The organism is Streptomyces sp. IMTB 2501 (genome assembly GCF_001953885.1).
Classification (GTDB): Bacteria; Actinomycetota; Actinomycetes; order Streptomycetales; family Streptomycetaceae; genus Streptomyces.
In genome coordinates this window covers 226,338-241,172 of record NZ_MQUS01000002.1, presented here as the reverse complement: position 1 = coordinate 241,172, position 14,835 = coordinate 226,338, and the positions used below count along the sequence as shown (strand labels likewise).

Genomic DNA, 14,835 nt, shown 5'->3' with positions numbered 1-14,835 from the left:
GTGGCTGATCGCGCAGTTCCCCGCGCCCCTACGGGGTGCGACCAGACCCGTCTCATACGCCGGCACCACCGCCTGGGCGCCGTCGCGTAGGCCCGGTTTCCCGGCCCGGCGAGATGGTCCTCAACCGCCAGTCCGACTGGACCGGCGACGACATGGGCAAGAAGCTCCGTCTGCCGTCCGGTCGACGACCGGCGCCGCGACCTCGGCATGCTGAAGTCGATCGGTATGACCCCGCGCAACGTGACGGTGATGACGGTGTCGTACATGACAGACGTCTGGCACGCGCCGGACCGTCGCGGAGGTGCTGCACAACGAGTAGGAGCGCGGGAGCCCGCAACCGGTCAGGATCGAAGAAGCCGGAGCGGCCTCCCCGGACCTAGCGTGAAGTGCACCGACGGAAGACCCATCGGGCCACGCACCACGAGGAGTGAGTTTCATGAGCGCAGGCGTGCAGACGATCATCTACCCCGTCAAGGACAAGGACCGTGCCAAGGCTCTGTTCACCGCCCTGCTCGGCGTCGAGCCGTACGCCGACCAGCCCTACTACGTCGGCTTCAAGGCCGAGGGACAGGACGTCGGCCTCGACCCGAACGGGCATGCCCAGGGCCTGACCGGGCCGGTGCCGTTCTGGCACGTCACTGATCTCCGGGAGCGGCTCGCGGCCCTGCTGCAGGCGGGCGCCGAGATCGTCCAGGACGTGCGGGACGTCGGCAACGGCCGGCTGATCGCCTCGGTGAAGGACCCCGACGGCAACCTGATCGGCCTGCTCCAGGACCCGGTCGCCTGAACGCCGGCCCCTTGTCTGCGCCCTCTTGTCATCCGCTTGCATCTGCACTAGTTGCACACTCAACGATTGGCCGGATCAGTGCTACGGTGCGGGTATGGCAGTCAAGACGGCCGACGCCCGGCTCGAGGAACGATGGCGGGACATCCTCGCCGTGCACGCGCACACGATGTGCGAGATCGACCGGGCCCTGCACCCGTACGGGCTGGGCGCCAGCGACTTCGAGGTGCTGGACATCCTGGCCACCGAGTCGCCTGCGGAGGGCGACCAGTGCCGGGTGCAGAATCTGGTCGGCCGGGTCCATCTCAGCCAGAGCGCACTGTCCCGGCTGATCGGCCGGCTGGAGAAGGACGGTCTGGTGGAGCGCTCGGTGTGCGCCGAGGACCGGCGCGGGGTGTGGGTGGCCCTCACTCCCAGGGGCCGCGCGCTGCACGCCGAGGTGCAGCCGCTGCAGCGCGCCGTGCTGGAGCGCATGCTCACCGGACAGGAACGTTAGAGACCGGGCAGGAACCGCACAGGCCCGGCAGGACGTCAGAGCAGCAGCCCGGCCCCGTCGGGGAGGACCTCGATGCCCTCCTCGGCGATACGCGCGCGTGCCGGTGACTCCGGGTCGAGCAGCGGGTTCGTGTTGTTGAGGTGGGTGTAGATGCGGCGTGCGCCCGGGTGGCGGGCCAGGGCCGCGAGGGTGCCGTCCGGGCCCGTGACCGGCACATGCCCCATGGCGGCCTGTCCGGCGCCGGACCGCACCGTCGTACCCATCTCGTCGGCCGCGAAGAAGGTGCCGTCCAGCAGCACGCAGTCGGCCTCGGCGCACAGCTCGTCCAGCGCCGGGCTCCAGGCGCCCACGCAGGGCGCGTACACCAGCGCTCCCCCGCTGGCCAGGTCCTCCACGCGGTACGCCGTCACCCACGGGCCGGCGGGCCCGGGCACTTGCGTCGGCACGTACTTGGGGATCTTCACGCCCACCGGATGGGCCGTGACCACCAGTCCCCCGGCCAGCACGAATCCGCCGTGGGCCAGGCTGTCCACCCACTCCCAGGGGGCGTAGCGGTCCAGGGCGGCGCGGGCCGGGCCCAGGACGGCGCGGACGGGCGGGGCGGCGTAGACCTTCAGGCCCGCCGCTCCGCGCAGCTCGGCCAGGCCGGTGACGTGGTCCGCCTCGGCGTCGGTGAGCAGGACACCGCGCAGCGGGGTGTCCCGGGGTCCGGGGCCCGGCCACAGCGCCGGGGTGGCGGCGAGCTGGGTGCGCAGATCGGGCGAGGCGTTCAGCAGCCACCAGTCGCGGCCGTTGCCGGTGACGGCGGCGCACTCCTGCGTGCGGGATGGCAGCTTGCCGTCCCGGGCGGCCGTGCACAGCGAGCAGGCGCAGTTCCACTGCGGGAAGCCGCCCCCGGCGGCGGTACCCAGCAGGACGACCCTCACGACCATCGGCTCCTTCGCACGCGTCCGGACCTGTCTTGGACCAGTGGTGGACCTGTCCTTCGCTGGGATCTTCCCGCCAGGGGCCGGGGACTACCCGGCGGCGGGGGGCAGTTCCGGCCGTCCTTGGCCGGGCCGCCGGTCCGCCGGGCGCGCGGGCGGGATCGGGCCGCCGGGGAAGTCGCGGGGGCCGGTCCACAGCGCGGGTACGGCGTCGCAGCGGCGGCACAGCTCGTAGGCGATCGCTTCGTAGTTGACCCGCCAGCCCTGGAAGTGCGGCCAGGCCTCCTTCGGCGACCGCTCGGCGTGGAACCCGGCCGACTCCAGCATGTCCGCAGCCGCGTCGAACTCGGCGAAGGACAGCCGGATCGTCGCGTCCGGCGACGGGTCCGCCTCGAAGGGGATGCGCAGCGCGCGGGCGATGTCGCGCAGGGCGGTGAAGCCGGCCCGCAGCACCAGCCGGGCCTCCGGCGGGGCGAGCCTCGGGTCCAGGGCCAGCTGCATCGCCGCCGCGTCCATCACCGCGACCAGCCCGACCAGCCAGCTGCGGTGCGGGCGCGGGGAGCGGAAGGTCAGCAGGACGGGGTACGTCGAGTGGCTCTCGCCCATGTCCGAGGCGAGCCGCTCCCAGGCCCGGTACAGCGCCGGCAGCGCGGTCTCGGTGTCGACCAGCCACTGCCGGGCGAGGATCTCCGGTCCCCATGCGGGCTCGCCGGCCCGCGCCTGGAGCAGGGTGACCTCCAGTTCGCGGCGGTTGTAGGCGGCGTACAGCGTGGGCAGGTAGGCGATCTGCAGGGCGATCAGGACCGGGCCGGTGGCCGCGGCGACGAAGTCGAGCACCGACAGTTTCAGCCGGGCTCCGCTGGCGAAACCGAGTGTGAACAGGCTGGACCCCGCCTCCCGGAACGCGATGGTCCAGGACAGCGGGGACAGCGAGTACAGCAGGAGCCCGAAGCCGAGCAGGGCACCGGCGAGCCAGCTGGCGAGCATGCCGACGAGCATCAGCGGGGCGAGCCAGGTCTGGGCGCGGTCCATCGCGTCGTAGCCGCCGCGGAGGGCTGTGAGGCGCAGGAGTCTGCGCAGGGTCCACCACAGGCGGAACACCAGCGCGGAGTAGAGGCCTCTGGGTACCACGAGCGTGCGGAGGATGCTGCTGAGGACCAGGATGAGGACCAGGGCCCCGGCTGCGCCGGAGATGTATTCCATGGCCCTATTTTTGCGCCCGCGGGGGTCGGTGATCAGATGTGTGCGCGGGTGCGTTGGGGCCGTTCCCGCCCACGCGGCGGAGCCGCACCGGTACAGCCCCGCGCGCCTTTGGGGTGCGCGTCACCGCGCCAGCAGAGTACGCACCCCCTGTGACGTGAGCGTCAAAGCGTGGGTGGAGTTGCCGTCGATGGCCAGGGAGAGGTCCTCGTCGGGCCATTGGGAGGCGAGGGCGCCCAGGGGTATCAGGCGGTAGCGGGAGATGAACGGCAGCAACTCGACCATCTCGCCCTCCGTGGTGAACACGGGGACGACCGGCTCGCCGCCGGGCTGTTCGAGGACGGGCAGGGCCACGGACGTGGCGTCGGAGCCCTCCCCGTCGACCGCGTCGTCCGGCACGGGGACGAGCACGTCACTGTGGGCGAGGACGTCCAGCGCGGCCTGGTCCTCGGCGTTCACGGCCAGCGCGTCCAGCGCCTGCTGGGCCGGCGTCGGCAGGTCGTCGTGTGCGGATGTCTCCATGGCAGATCCCCAGGTAGCGGCGGTCGTACGGGCCACCCGGGGGCGGATCCGCGCCCCGGGCGTGCTCCCGGCTCGCGTACCCGGTGGGCCGCGGGACATGCGTGCGGACCTGCGGGAGATCCGGTGGTGGTCCGGCCCGTGTGACGGCCGGGAACGGTGAAAATCGGCCACGGGCCCGTGCGGGCGGGCCCTGGTGCGGCCCCGCACCCTCGAACCAGGTGCGGGGCCATATGTGTGCCGTCGTTCAGGTCAGGTGGTGACGTCGTACTCCTCGGAGCACACCGGCGTGGAGCCCACCGCCACCAGACACATCTGAAGTGTGAACTTCTGCCCCTTGTTCATGTCTCCGCCCTGGCAGCGAGTGCTGGGGGAGGTGAGCCCGCTGGTGTCGACGGTCCGGACGAAGGAGGCATACCCCCTCACATACCGTCCGTCCGGCCACGCGTCCAATGCGCACAGCGTGTCCTCCGCATGCGTGGCGTCGCCGTCGGCGTACCAGGTGACATCGCCGAGGTAGTTGCCGTCCTCCTGCGCGTAGATCCGGCCGCCGCCGTCGGGATAGGGATTGAAGCCGAACGTCACCCCTGCCGCCGAGGCCGGAGTCGATCCGACGCCGACGAGGGCGCCGGCGAGGAGGGCCCCCGATCCGATCAGTCCGGCAAGCCGGGTTCGCAGTGCCACTTGTTTCCCTTCTCTTGACAATTGCACTTCACGCCTCTCCCGTCGAGGCCTGATTGCGTCTATCGCCCGTGTGGGCGCCGCAATCGAAGCGTGAGTCCAGTCTCCTCGGCGAGAGGAGCGAGGCCGTTAGCACAGGGTGCACAAATCAGTTGGCAGTCAGTGCAGTTGAAGGGGAATGCGTCCATTCGGCGGGTCAGCCGAAGGTGAGGGTCAGTTCGAAGTGGGCCGGGTCGAGGAGGGCGACGGTGTGCTCGACGAAGGAGTCGTCGGCCGCCCGGGTGGTCCGGTGCGTCTGCAGGAACCAGTCGCCCGGCGCGCGCCGCAGCAGCTCCGCCTCGTGGGCGTCTACCGGATGCCCGGAGACTCGCTGGTCACCGTGGTCGGGCCGGAGCCCGGCGCTCCGCAGCAGTTCGGTGAGCGAGTCCTGGCCGAGGCCGTGCGCGGGCAGTTCGCGGATGCCGGGCACCGGTGGCAGAAGGCTGCGTTCGTAGGCCACCACCGTGCCGTCCGCGACCAGCTCGCGGGTCTGCTCCACGCACACGAACACGTCTTTTTCCAGACCGAGTTCGGCAGCCAGGGCGCCGTCCCGGGCCTCGCGTACGGCGAGGGTCCGTACGGTGGTGCCCGCGCCGTGCGCGACCCGGGGGCGGGCCCAGCCGAGCCGGTCGTCCGGGGGGCGGCCGTCGAAGCGGATGTAGGAGCCCTTGCCGGTGCGGGTGGTGATCAGGCCCTCCTCGGTGAGTTCGGCGAGGGCCGCGCGGATGGTCGTACGGCTGACGCAGAACCGCTGGGCCAAGGCGTGTTCGCCGGGCAGCCGCCCGTCGGCCGGGTAGTGGCCGGCGCGGATCTCCCGGGCGAGGATCCGGCTGATCCGCTGGTGCTTGAGCGGGACGCCGGTCATGGTCCGGGCTCCGCGAGCAGGTCGTCGACTGTGGTCACGCGGACGAGCGGGCGGTACAGCTCCATGATCTGCAGGGCCTTGAGATGGGAGTCGTCGTCCACACCCGCGCAGGCGTCCGCGACCACCAGCACCTCGGTGCCGGCGTCGGCGGCGGCCAGGGCGGTGGAGAGCACACAGCAGTCGGTGCTGACCCCGGCCAGGACCAGACGGCCGTCCGGGGCGACGCGTTCGGCGAGTTCCGGGGTCCACTTGCCGAAGGTGGTGGCGGCCACGATGTGCACGGCGTGATCGGCGAACTCGTCGGAGAGGTACCAGAGTTCGGCGTCCGGGGGCTGCAGGGCGAAGGGCCAGCGGTCGTAGTAGGCGCGCCAGGCTCCGGTCGGGTTCCCGGGGGCGAGGAAGCGGGTGAAGGTGACACGGTCGGCGAAGGCCGGCAGCAGGCTGTGTACGCCGGCCGCCGCCTCGGCGTACCGGGGGGTGGCCCAGGGGCTCGCCGGGTCGGCGAAGACGCGCTGCATGTCGATGACGGTGAGGTGTCCGGCGGTCATGGGTTCAGCACCTCCTCGTCGGCCACCGGGCTCGGTTCCCGCGCCTCCTGCGCGCGGACCCGGCCGCGGCCCGTCAGCAGGGTGCCGAGGAAGGCGAGGGCCAGCGCGACCAGGACGCCGAGGTTGGCGTAGGCCCAGGCGCCGGTCTTGCCGCCGAGGCCGAGCGGGCCGAGGAGGTAGCCCTGCCAGGTGAGCCAGCCGGCGGCGGTGTTGGTGACCAGGCCCCAGCCGACGGCCGTGGCGGCGAGGGTGAGGAGCAGCGGCGGCAGCGGGATGTCGCCGTAGCGGCCCTGCGGGCGGTAGAGGTCGCCCTCGTCGTAGTCGCGGCGGCGCAGGGCGACGTCGGCGAGCATGATGCCGCACCAGGCGCCGATGGGGACGCCGAGCGTGGTGAGGAAGCCCATGAACTGGGCGAGGAAGTCGCCGGCGAAGAACACGATGTAGACCGAGCCGGCGATCATCAGGACGCCGTCGACGAGGGCGGCCAGATAGCGCGGGACCGGCAGGCCGGCCGAGAGCAGGGCCAGGCCGGAGGAGTAGATGTCGAGGACGGCGCCGCCGACCAGGCCGAGGACGGCGACCACGGCGAACGGCACCAGGAACCAGGTGGGCAGGATGGTGGTGAGCGCGCCGATCGGGTCGGCCGCGATGGCCTTGCTCAGCGTCCCCGAGGAACCGGCCAGCAGCAGGCCGAAGACCAGCAGGAGCAGCGGGGCCGCACAGGCGCCGAAGGTGGTCCAGCCGATCACGCCCCGGCTGGACGAACTCCGGGGCAGATAGCGGGAGTAGTCGGCGGCGGCGTTGACCCAGCCGAGGCCGAAGCCGGTCATCATGAACACCAGGGCGCCGATGAACTCCTGCGCGGATCCGGCCGGGAGGGCGCTGACGGTGGCCCAGTGGATGTGGTCGGCGACGAGGGCGACGTAGACGGCGGTGAGGACGCCCGTGATCACGGTGATGGCCGTCTGCAGCCGCATGATGAGGTCGAATCCCATGACGCCGCCGACGACGGTCAGCGCGGCCACGACCATCAGGGCGACCACCTTGGTCCCGGTGCCGCCGCCCCAGCCGAGGCGGCCGAAGACGGTGGCGGTGGCCATCGTGGCGAGCGCGGTGAGGACGGTCTCCCAGCCGACGGTGAGCATCCAGGAGATCACGGACGGCAGCCGGTTGCCGCGCACCCCGTACGCCGCCCGGCTCAGCACCATCGTAGGTGCCGAGCCGCGCTTGCCGGCGACCGCGATGAACCCGCAGAGCAGGAACGACACGACGATGCCGAGCACGCCGGCGGCGAGGGCCTGCCAGAAGGAGATGCCGAAGCCGAACGCGAAGGCTCCGTAACTCAGGCCGAGGACGGAGACGTTGGCCCCGAACCAGGGCCAGAACAGCGTGCGCGGCGAGCCCTTGCGCTCCGCGTCCCCGATCACATCGAGTCCGTGCGTCTCCACCTGCATCGGGCGGCCGGTGGATCTGCCGTCGGTACCGCCGGCGGGATCCTGCGGTTGCCTCATCGCCGAGCCACCTGCCTTACCTGTCTAGACGTGTCTACGCACGCTGGTTCACGCTAGGCCGGGCCACTGGGGGCGTCAAGGAGAACCACCGCTTCCCCCGTCTTGCACATGTCGTGGCAGTTCTTCTCCAGGCTGCAGCACAGCGAGCAGATCGCGCCCCGGTGGAAGGGGCAGCCCGCCATGTCGGGCCGCTCGAAGTCGGTCGCGCACACGGAGCAGGTCAGGACGGCCGCCGAGGGCAGACCGTCGGTCCCGAGCAGCGGCTCGTCCAGACCGTCGGCGCGGGCGATGTAGTACTTGCCCTTGGTCAGCAACGCGCACAGCGGCGAGAGCGCCATGGCCAGGAACAGCGCGATGAACGGCGAGAACGCCTTGCCGTAGGCGCCGAAGGCATCGAAGTACGCGGCGATGGAGACTGCCGACGCGATCAGCATGGACCCGAATCCGACGGGGTTGAAGTGGTACAGATGGGCCCGCTTGAACTCGATGTACGACGGGCTCAGCTTCAGCGGCTTGTTGATGACGAGGTCGGCGACGACCGCGCCGATCCAGGCGATCGCCACGTTGGAGTAGAAGCCGAGGACGGTGTTGAGGAAGCCGAAGACACCGCCCTCCATCAGGGCGAGCGCGATACCCACGTTGAGGAAGATGTAGACCACTCGGCCCGGGTGACGGTGGGTCAGGCGGGAGAAGAAGTTCGACCAGGACAGCGAACCGGAGTACGCGTTCGTCGAGTTGATCTTTATCTGGGAGAGGATGACGAAGAACGTGGCCAGCCCGAGGGCGACGGGCGCGGCGAACGTCCCGAACCCGTGGACGTACTGCTGGATCGGCTCGTTGGCCTTGGCCAGGCCGACACTTCCGGCGATGGTGAAGGCGAGGAAGGCACCGCCGATCTGCTTCAGCGCGCCCAGCACCACCCAGCCGGGGCCGGCGCCGAGCACCGCCGTCCACCACTGCCTGCCGTTCTCGGCCGTCTTGTCGGGCATGAAGCGCAGATAGTCGACCTGCTCCCCGATCTGCGCGATCAGCGACAGTGCGACACCCGCGCCCGCCCCGACCCCGAGCACGCTGATGCTGGCCCCGGTCGGCGAGTCACCGGCGAAGTGCGTGAACTGAGCAAACTTTCCCGGGTCTTGGATCGCGATGGACACAAACGGCGCGACCATCAGCACCAGCCAGACCGGCTGGGTCCACACCTGCATCTTCGACAGCGCGGTCATGCCGTAGACGACGAGCGGCAGGATGATCAGCGAGCAGACGAGATAGCCGACGGGGAGCGGGATGTGCAGGCCCAGTTCGAGGGCCTGCGCCATGATGGAGCCTTCGAGGGCGAAGAAGATGAAGGTGAAGCTCGCGTAGATCACCGAGGTCAACGTGGAGCCCAGATAGCCGAATCCGGCGCCCCGGGTCAGCAGGTCCATGTCGATGGAGTACCTGGCCGAGTAGTACGCGATCGGGATGCCGGTGAGGAAGATGACCAGGGCCGCGGTCAGGATCGCCACCATGGCGCTGGAGAAGCCGTGGGAGACGGCGATCGAGCCGCCGATGGCGAAGTCCGCGAGATAGGCGATGCCGCCCAGGGCCGTGGTGGCCACGACGTACGGAGTCCAGCGCCGGAAGGACTTGGGCGCGTAGCGCAGCGAGTAGTCCTCCAGCGTGTCGTTCCGGGTCCACCCGTTGTACGTCCGGCCGCCCGGCGTGGACGGCGGGGCGGGCGGCGCCTCCTGCGCCTGCTGGTCGACGGTGTCCGTCACGGCTGCTCCCCTTCCTGCGGTCCGCCCCGGTGGGTGCCGAGGCGTTGCAGGGAAGGTTCGCGCCGCGCCATTACTGCGCCGTTTCACCGTCTTTACGGTGGCGAACACGATGCGCCGGAGCCCCTGCCGGGAGCGCTTCGGCTCACTTCGGTTCGCTCTGCGGGCAGCCCGGCCGGGGCCCTGCCGTCAACTCCCGTCGTCTGCCTGGAGAGTCGTTCGAGCGGGGGTGAGCGTGCAGCTGCGAGGCGGAGGTGTGGGGGGAGTCTCACGACAGGGCCTGGGGCCGCGGGGCGGCCGGCTCGGGCAGGGTGCGCAGCAGTAGCCAGCACAGCACCGGCATCAGGACGAGCGGGGCGAGCGCGGTCCGCAGGGACGTGGCGTCGGCGAGCCGGCCGATGAGCGGGCTCGCCAGACCACCGACGCTGACGGCCAGACCGAGGGTGATGCCGCCCGCCGTGCCGACCCGGGACGGCAGATAGTCCTGGCCGAGCGTGACCTGGAGCGAGAACGGCACATACAAACCGGCGGAGGTCAGCGCTATGCACCCGTACAGCGCCGGGCCGGGGACGCACACCACGCCCGCGACCGCCACGGCCGAGACCAGATAGGACCAGCGGCACACCGTGACCCGGTCCCAGCGCTCCGCCAGCGCGCCGCCCAGCACGGAACCGACCGCGCCGCCGAGATAGAGCAGGAACAGCGCGGCGGTGCCGGCGGCCGCGCCCCCGCCCAGCCGCTGCTCGGCATACAGGGAGAGGAAGGAGCTCAGCCCGATGAACACGATCGAGCGGCACGTCACGGCCAGCGACAGCTTCACGAACGACGCCTTGTCGTCGCCCTGGCCGGCCGGCACCGTACCGGCCCGCGCGGCCGGCCGTCGTTCCGGTGTGCGCAGTACGACCAGGCACAACGCGGTGCCGACGAGGGCCGGCAGCACCAGCAGCGGCGTCCGGCGCAGCCCGCCCGTGCCCACGACCGCGGCGACCAGCAGCGGGGCCAGGGCGAAACCCACGTTGCCGCCCAGCGAGAACCAGCCCATGCCGCTGTGCGCACCCCTGGCAGCCTGCCGGGCGACCCGGGCGGACTCGGGGTGGTAGGCGGCCACGCCGATCCCGGACAGCGCCACGCATAGCAGGGTGAGGCCGTAGGTGCCGCCGAGTCCGCTCAGCGCGATGCCTGTGCCGGCCAGGAGCGTACTGGCCGGCAGCAGCCAGGGCACGGCCCGGCGGTCGGTGAGGGCACCGAGGAACGGCTGCGCCACGGACGACAGCAGGGAGGCGGCCAGTACGACGCCCGAGGCGGCGGCATAGCCGTAGCCGCGCTGGGCGACGAGAAAGGGGATCAAGGACGCCACGGCGCCTTGGTAGACGTCGACGCAGGCGTGCCCGACGGACAGCAGGGTGATCGATGTGTTCCTTCGCACGCCGTCATGCTCCGGCCCCGCCGGGCTGTCGCACTTCCGATAAACTGCCAGCGGATGACGGAAATCCGCCATATGCCGACGGCTCCGACGCACACCCGGCGGCTGGCGCCCCGTGCGGCGATCGAGGCCCACCGGCACGACGACCACCAGATCGTCTACGCGGGCCGCGGGGTCGTGGCCGTCACCACCGGCGCCGGTTCCTGGGTCGCCCCCGCCACCCGCGCCATCTGGGTACCGGCCGGCACGGTCCACGCCCACCAGGCGCACGGCGAGCTGGAACTGCATCTGATGGGGCTGCCGGCGACGGAGAACCCGCTGGCCCTGGACACGCCGACGGTACTGGCCGTGGGCCCGTTGCTGCGCGAGCTGATCATCGCCCACACCGCTGCGCCGGACGACGGCAGCCCCGAACGGGCCCGGCTGCGTGCGGTGTTGCTCGACCAGCTGCGGGCCTCGCCGCAGCAGCCGCTGCATCTGCCCACGCCCCACTCCCCCGTGCTGCGCGCGCTGTGCGACATCCTGCGCGCCGATCCGGCCGACGGCCGCACCCTGGCCGAGCTGGGCCGGCAGGTCGGGGCGAGTGACCGTACCCTGTCGCGGCTGTTCCGCCAGGACCTCGGGATGACCTACCCGCAGTGGCGCACCCAGTTGCGGCTGCACCACGCGCTGGTCCTGCTGGCCGAACGGACGCCGGTGACCACGGTGGCTCACCGGTGTGGCTGGTCCTCGGCCAGCGCCTTCATCGACGTGTTCCGCCGCGCCTTCGGCCACACGCCGGGCACTCGCCTGCCGAGCGACGACGGGCCGTTCGGCTGACCCGGGTCCCGGGTGCGCCGCCGGCCGAGTCCCGGTGGCCCCTCGGCGCAGTGTCACGGGGGCGCCCCCGGTCCGATGACTACTCCGCAGGACGCCCCAGACACGGCGCCGGTCCAGTGGCTCCTGCGCGCGGTGCCCCAGATACGGCACCGCTTCGGTGGCCCCTCCGCGCAGCGCCCCAGATGCGTCGCCGGTCCGGTGGCACCTCAGCGGAGTGCCATGCGGCGTGGCGCGTGTCGTGCCCGAGGGGTGCGCGGCGAGGATGGCGGGCGGGAGCAGCCGGCTGGGAGGCGGATATGACGGTGAACCGTGTCGGCCTGGTGGTGCACGGCGGCCGCACCGAGGCCGTGGCCGCCGCGCACGCGGTGCGCGCGTGGTGCGCGGAGCACGCCGTGGGATGCGCCGACATCGACGTGTGGCAGGAGGGGGCACGTCGCAGCGCCCGGGAGGAGCTGGACGCCGCGGGCGATCCGGATCTCATCGTCACCCTCGGCGGCGACGGCACCTTTCTGCGCGGCGCCCGGCTGGCGGCCGAGAACGACGCCCTGGTGCTCGGCGTCGACCTCGGCCGGGTCGGCTTCCTCACCGAGGTCCCGGCACCGGCGGTGCGCGCGGCGCTGGACGCGGTCCGGTCCGAGCGGATCACCGTAGAGAGCCGGATGCTGCTCACCATGCGGGCGTCGTGCCGCCTGGAGGTGCCCGCGCAGATGGAGACGCTGCTGCAGTACGGCCGCGGGCCGATGCTGCCTCCGCCCCGGGTGCGGGCGGAGTGCGAGACGGGGGAAGACTGGGGCGTCGCGCTAAACGTCACCGCGCTGAACGACGTCGTCGTGGAGAAGCTCGCCCGGGACCGGCAGGTGTCGGTCGGTGTGTATCTGTCCGGCCGGCTCCTGGCCTGCTACTCGGCCGACGCGCTGCTGGTGGCCACGCCCACGGGCTCCACCGCGTACAGCTTCGCCGCGGGCGGCCCGGTCGTCTCGCCGCGCGCGGAGGGCCTGGTCTTCACGCCGGTCGCCCCGCACATGGTGTTCAACCGCTCGGTCGTGGCCGCCCCCGACGAGCCCATCGCGCTGCGGGTCCTGGAACGGTCGGGGCAGGCCGCCGTCAGCATCGACGGCCAGCTGCGCGGTGTGCTGAGCCCCGGGGACTGGATCGGCGTGTACGCCGCACCGCGCCGGCTGAAGGCGGTCCGGCTGGGCCCGATGGACTTCTACGGCCGGCTGCGCGAACGCATGAACCTCACCGACGCTCCGGCCGCCCTCGCCGACGGCGAGGCCGCGCCCCTGTGGCCGGTGACCTCACCCCCACCGGGCGACCTGGCCCACCTCGCGCTGCCTCCGGCGCCTGAGGACGGGCCACGGCCGTCCTGACATCCTCAGCCGAGGGCGGCCGGGCCTGCCGCGGGGGCCTGGTACGCGGCTCTGCCCGTTCTACGACAGACGGCTGCCGGTGTCGTCCACGGCCTCGGGTGCGGCGACGGATCCGCGGGTGCGGACGAGCGCCGGGAGCATGACCGCGCCCGCGGCGACGGCGACGACATGGAGCACGGTCGCGACGGTGAGGTTCTCCGGCAGGGCCGTACCGGTGGGGTGGGCCAGCGCCACGTACAGGACGAACGGCAGCCGCCAGCCGCTCCACGCGCACAGCGACCCCGTCCCCAGCCAGCCGAGCGTCAGGGGGATCCAGCGGGGCAGCCGGGCGGGCCGGCCGCGGCCGATGGTCCAGGTGGCGGCCGCGGCCGTGAGCGCCCACAGCCCCCACAGGCCGGTCAACAGCCGCTCGTCGGTGCCCCGTTGTGCCGGATGCGCGACACCGGCCGTACCGCCGAGCGCCCAGTAGACCCAGACAGCCCCGATCACCGCACCGGCGCCCGCCGCCCACCACACGGGGCGGGCGAGGCCGTGGCCCGCGTCGCCGACCCGGCCGGCGAACACCTCCGGCCGGCGTCGTCGTAGGTGCGCGGGCAGGGCGATCGCGAGACCGAGTCCCATCCCCGTGAAGCTGGTCTGGATCAGCACGGCTTCCCAGCCCGGCATGGCCGGGCCGCCGTCGTGCCGGTGCCGTGGCGCGCCGTCCGGCAGTCCCAGCAGCGAGTCGAGTACGGCGTACGGCAGCAGGGGGACCAGGAAGCCCGTACCCACCCAGGCGACACCCGCGACCAACCGCACCGGCAGGCGCAGGCCCCAGGGCCGCACCAGGGCGAGCGCCACGGCGATGCCGAGGCCGGCCATGCCGACGGTCGCGGTGTTGAGCGCGACCCAGCCGGCCAGGCCGAAGCCGTCACCGATGGGCAGTACCCCCGCGATCGCCCCGACCACCCATGAGACCTTGATCAACGTGTACGGCGTCATCACCGCCGCCGCCCCGTACGCCGCCGGCCGGCCCAGCCGGTCGAAGCTGTCCCCTGAGCCCAACCGGTCCACCGAGTCCCCCGTCTCTCCGCAGGCACCGCGCTCGTGCGGCTGCCTCCGGAGATCCAGACTCGTCACCGGGTGGGGCGGTCACATCCCTCGCGGGTCGGATCGCGCTCCCCCGTGCGGCGGAGACACGGGGGTTCAGTTCGTCGTCGCCGACCCTCGCCGCGGCAACTTCCAGTTCGGGCGCGGGAAGTGGCAGGTATAGCCGTTGGGGTAACGCTCCAGGTAGTCCTGGTGCTCGGGTTCAGCCTCCCAGAAGTCACCCACGGGCTCCACCTCCGTGACCACCTTCCCCGGCCACAGTCCGCTCGCCTCGACGTCGGCGATCGTGTCCAGGGCGACGCGGTGCTGTTCCTCGTCGCCGTAGAAGATCGCGGACCGGTAGCTGCGCCCGATGTCGTTGCCCTGGCGGTCCCGCGTGGTCGGATCGTGGATCTGGAAGAAGAACTCCAGGACGTCGCGGTAGCTCGTGGCCGTGGGGTCGAAGAGGATCTCGATGGCCTCGGCGTGGTCGCCGTGATCGCGGTACGTCGCATTCGGCGTGTCGCCACCGCTGTAGCCGACCCGCGTGGACACCACGCCCGGCTGCTTGCGGATCAGATCCTGCATGCCCCAGAAGCAACCGCCCGCCAGTACGGCCCGCTCGGTTCCCACTGCCATCGGTCACTCCCTGACGCTCGCGTCCGGCGTGGTCGTCGACGTGCCGGTTCCACCGGTCCCCCAGCCTAATACCGCCCGCGAGCAACCAGCCAACGGCCACCGCGGTACGCCACGACCGGCCAGTCGCCAGGCGCCGCCCGCTGCCGTCGGTGCGGGCACGGCCCGGCCAACTCGCCCACGCTGCTACCTGGTT

Annotated in this window: 15 protein-coding genes; 4 read left to right on the top strand and 11 right to left on the bottom strand. The window is 72.0% G+C overall.

The genetic code is table 11. The annotated features are described in order from the left end of the window. Window positions 1-436 precede the first annotated feature (436 nt). Window positions 437-787 (top strand): VOC family protein, encoded by a 351-nt coding sequence (locus AV521_RS05315; RefSeq protein WP_076084117.1) that lies wholly within the window; start codon window positions 437-439, stop codon window positions 785-787. A 94-nt stretch (window positions 788-881) separates the two neighbouring features. Beyond that, window positions 882-1,280: a MarR family winged helix-turn-helix transcriptional regulator gene (locus AV521_RS05310; protein ID WP_076084114.1), complete on the top strand. Its 399-nt coding sequence runs from the start codon at window positions 882-884 to the stop codon at window positions 1,278-1,280. A 35-nt stretch (window positions 1,281-1,315) separates the two neighbouring features. On the opposite strand, the gene pqqB is transcribed toward AV521_RS05310, so the two are convergent. The 9 genes from pqqB to AV521_RS05265 form a co-directional block, all read right to left on the bottom strand. Beyond that, a complete protein-coding gene (gene pqqB, locus AV521_RS05305; RefSeq protein ID WP_256725441.1) occupies window positions 1,316-2,212 on the bottom strand; it encodes a pyrroloquinoline quinone biosynthesis protein PqqB in 897 nt (298 codons plus the stop codon). 84 nt (window positions 2,213-2,296) lie between these two features. Further along, window positions 2,297-3,409 (bottom strand): hypothetical protein, encoded by a 1,113-nt coding sequence (locus tag AV521_RS05300; protein WP_076084111.1) that lies wholly within the window; start codon window positions 3,407-3,409, stop codon window positions 2,297-2,299. Window positions 3,410-3,529: 120 nt separating this feature from the next. Then, complete coding sequence (locus AV521_RS05295; RefSeq protein WP_076084108.1) at window positions 3,530-3,928, bottom strand: SseB family protein; 399 nt, start codon at window positions 3,926-3,928, stop codon at window positions 3,530-3,532. A 249-nt stretch (window positions 3,929-4,177) separates the two neighbouring features. Beyond that, window positions 4,178-4,609: a hypothetical protein gene (locus tag AV521_RS05290; RefSeq protein WP_076084105.1), complete on the bottom strand. Its 432-nt coding sequence runs from the start codon at window positions 4,607-4,609 to the stop codon at window positions 4,178-4,180. A 193-nt stretch (window positions 4,610-4,802) separates the two neighbouring features. Further along, window positions 4,803-5,510: a GntR family transcriptional regulator gene (locus AV521_RS05285; protein ID WP_076084102.1), complete on the bottom strand. Its 708-nt coding sequence runs from the start codon at window positions 5,508-5,510 to the stop codon at window positions 4,803-4,805. Further along, window positions 5,507-6,058, bottom strand: a complete 552-nt coding sequence (locus AV521_RS05280) for a cysteine hydrolase family protein (RefSeq protein ID WP_076084099.1) — start codon at window positions 6,056-6,058, stop codon at window positions 5,507-5,509. The genes AV521_RS05285 and AV521_RS05280 overlap by 4 nt, the downstream gene beginning before the upstream one ends. Further along, window positions 6,055-7,569 carry a cytosine permease gene (locus AV521_RS05275; RefSeq protein WP_076084096.1) on the bottom strand — a complete coding sequence of 505 codons (1,515 nt, stop codon included), beginning with the start codon at window positions 7,567-7,569 and terminating at the stop codon, window positions 6,055-6,057. The genes AV521_RS05280 and AV521_RS05275 overlap by 4 nt, the downstream gene beginning before the upstream one ends. 53 nt (window positions 7,570-7,622) lie before the next feature. Further along, window positions 7,623-9,326 carry a cytosine permease gene (locus AV521_RS05270; protein WP_076084093.1) on the bottom strand — a complete coding sequence of 568 codons (1,704 nt, stop codon included), beginning with the start codon at window positions 9,324-9,326 and terminating at the stop codon, window positions 7,623-7,625. A gap of 265 nt (window positions 9,327-9,591) precedes the next feature. Then, complete coding sequence (locus AV521_RS05265; RefSeq protein WP_076084091.1) at window positions 9,592-10,749, bottom strand: MFS transporter; 1,158 nt, start codon at window positions 10,747-10,749, stop codon at window positions 9,592-9,594. 54 nt (window positions 10,750-10,803) lie between these two features. Here AV521_RS05265 and AV521_RS05260 point away from each other — a divergent pair, with 54 nt between their 5' ends. Further along, window positions 10,804-11,565 carry a helix-turn-helix transcriptional regulator gene (locus tag AV521_RS05260; protein WP_076084089.1) on the top strand — a complete coding sequence of 254 codons (762 nt, stop codon included), beginning with the start codon at window positions 10,804-10,806 and terminating at the stop codon, window positions 11,563-11,565. A 296-nt stretch (window positions 11,566-11,861) separates the two neighbouring features. Further along, the gene (locus AV521_RS05255; RefSeq protein WP_076084087.1) at window positions 11,862-12,935 is read left to right on the top strand and encodes an NAD(+)/NADH kinase; all 1,074 of its coding nucleotides are present in this window, start codon (window positions 11,862-11,864) and stop codon (window positions 12,933-12,935) included. A 60-nt stretch (window positions 12,936-12,995) separates the two neighbouring features. Here AV521_RS05255 and AV521_RS05250 read toward each other — a convergent pair whose 3' ends face one another. Next, on the bottom strand, window positions 12,996-13,988 hold the full coding sequence (locus tag AV521_RS05250) for a hypothetical protein (RefSeq protein ID WP_256725440.1): 993 nt from the start codon (window positions 13,986-13,988) through the stop codon (window positions 12,996-12,998). Between the two features lie 132 nt (window positions 13,989-14,120). Then, window positions 14,121-14,642 (bottom strand): peptide-methionine (S)-S-oxide reductase MsrA, encoded by a 522-nt coding sequence (msrA, locus tag AV521_RS05245; RefSeq protein ID WP_076084085.1) that lies wholly within the window; start codon window positions 14,640-14,642, stop codon window positions 14,121-14,123. Window positions 14,643-14,835 lie beyond the last annotated feature (193 nt).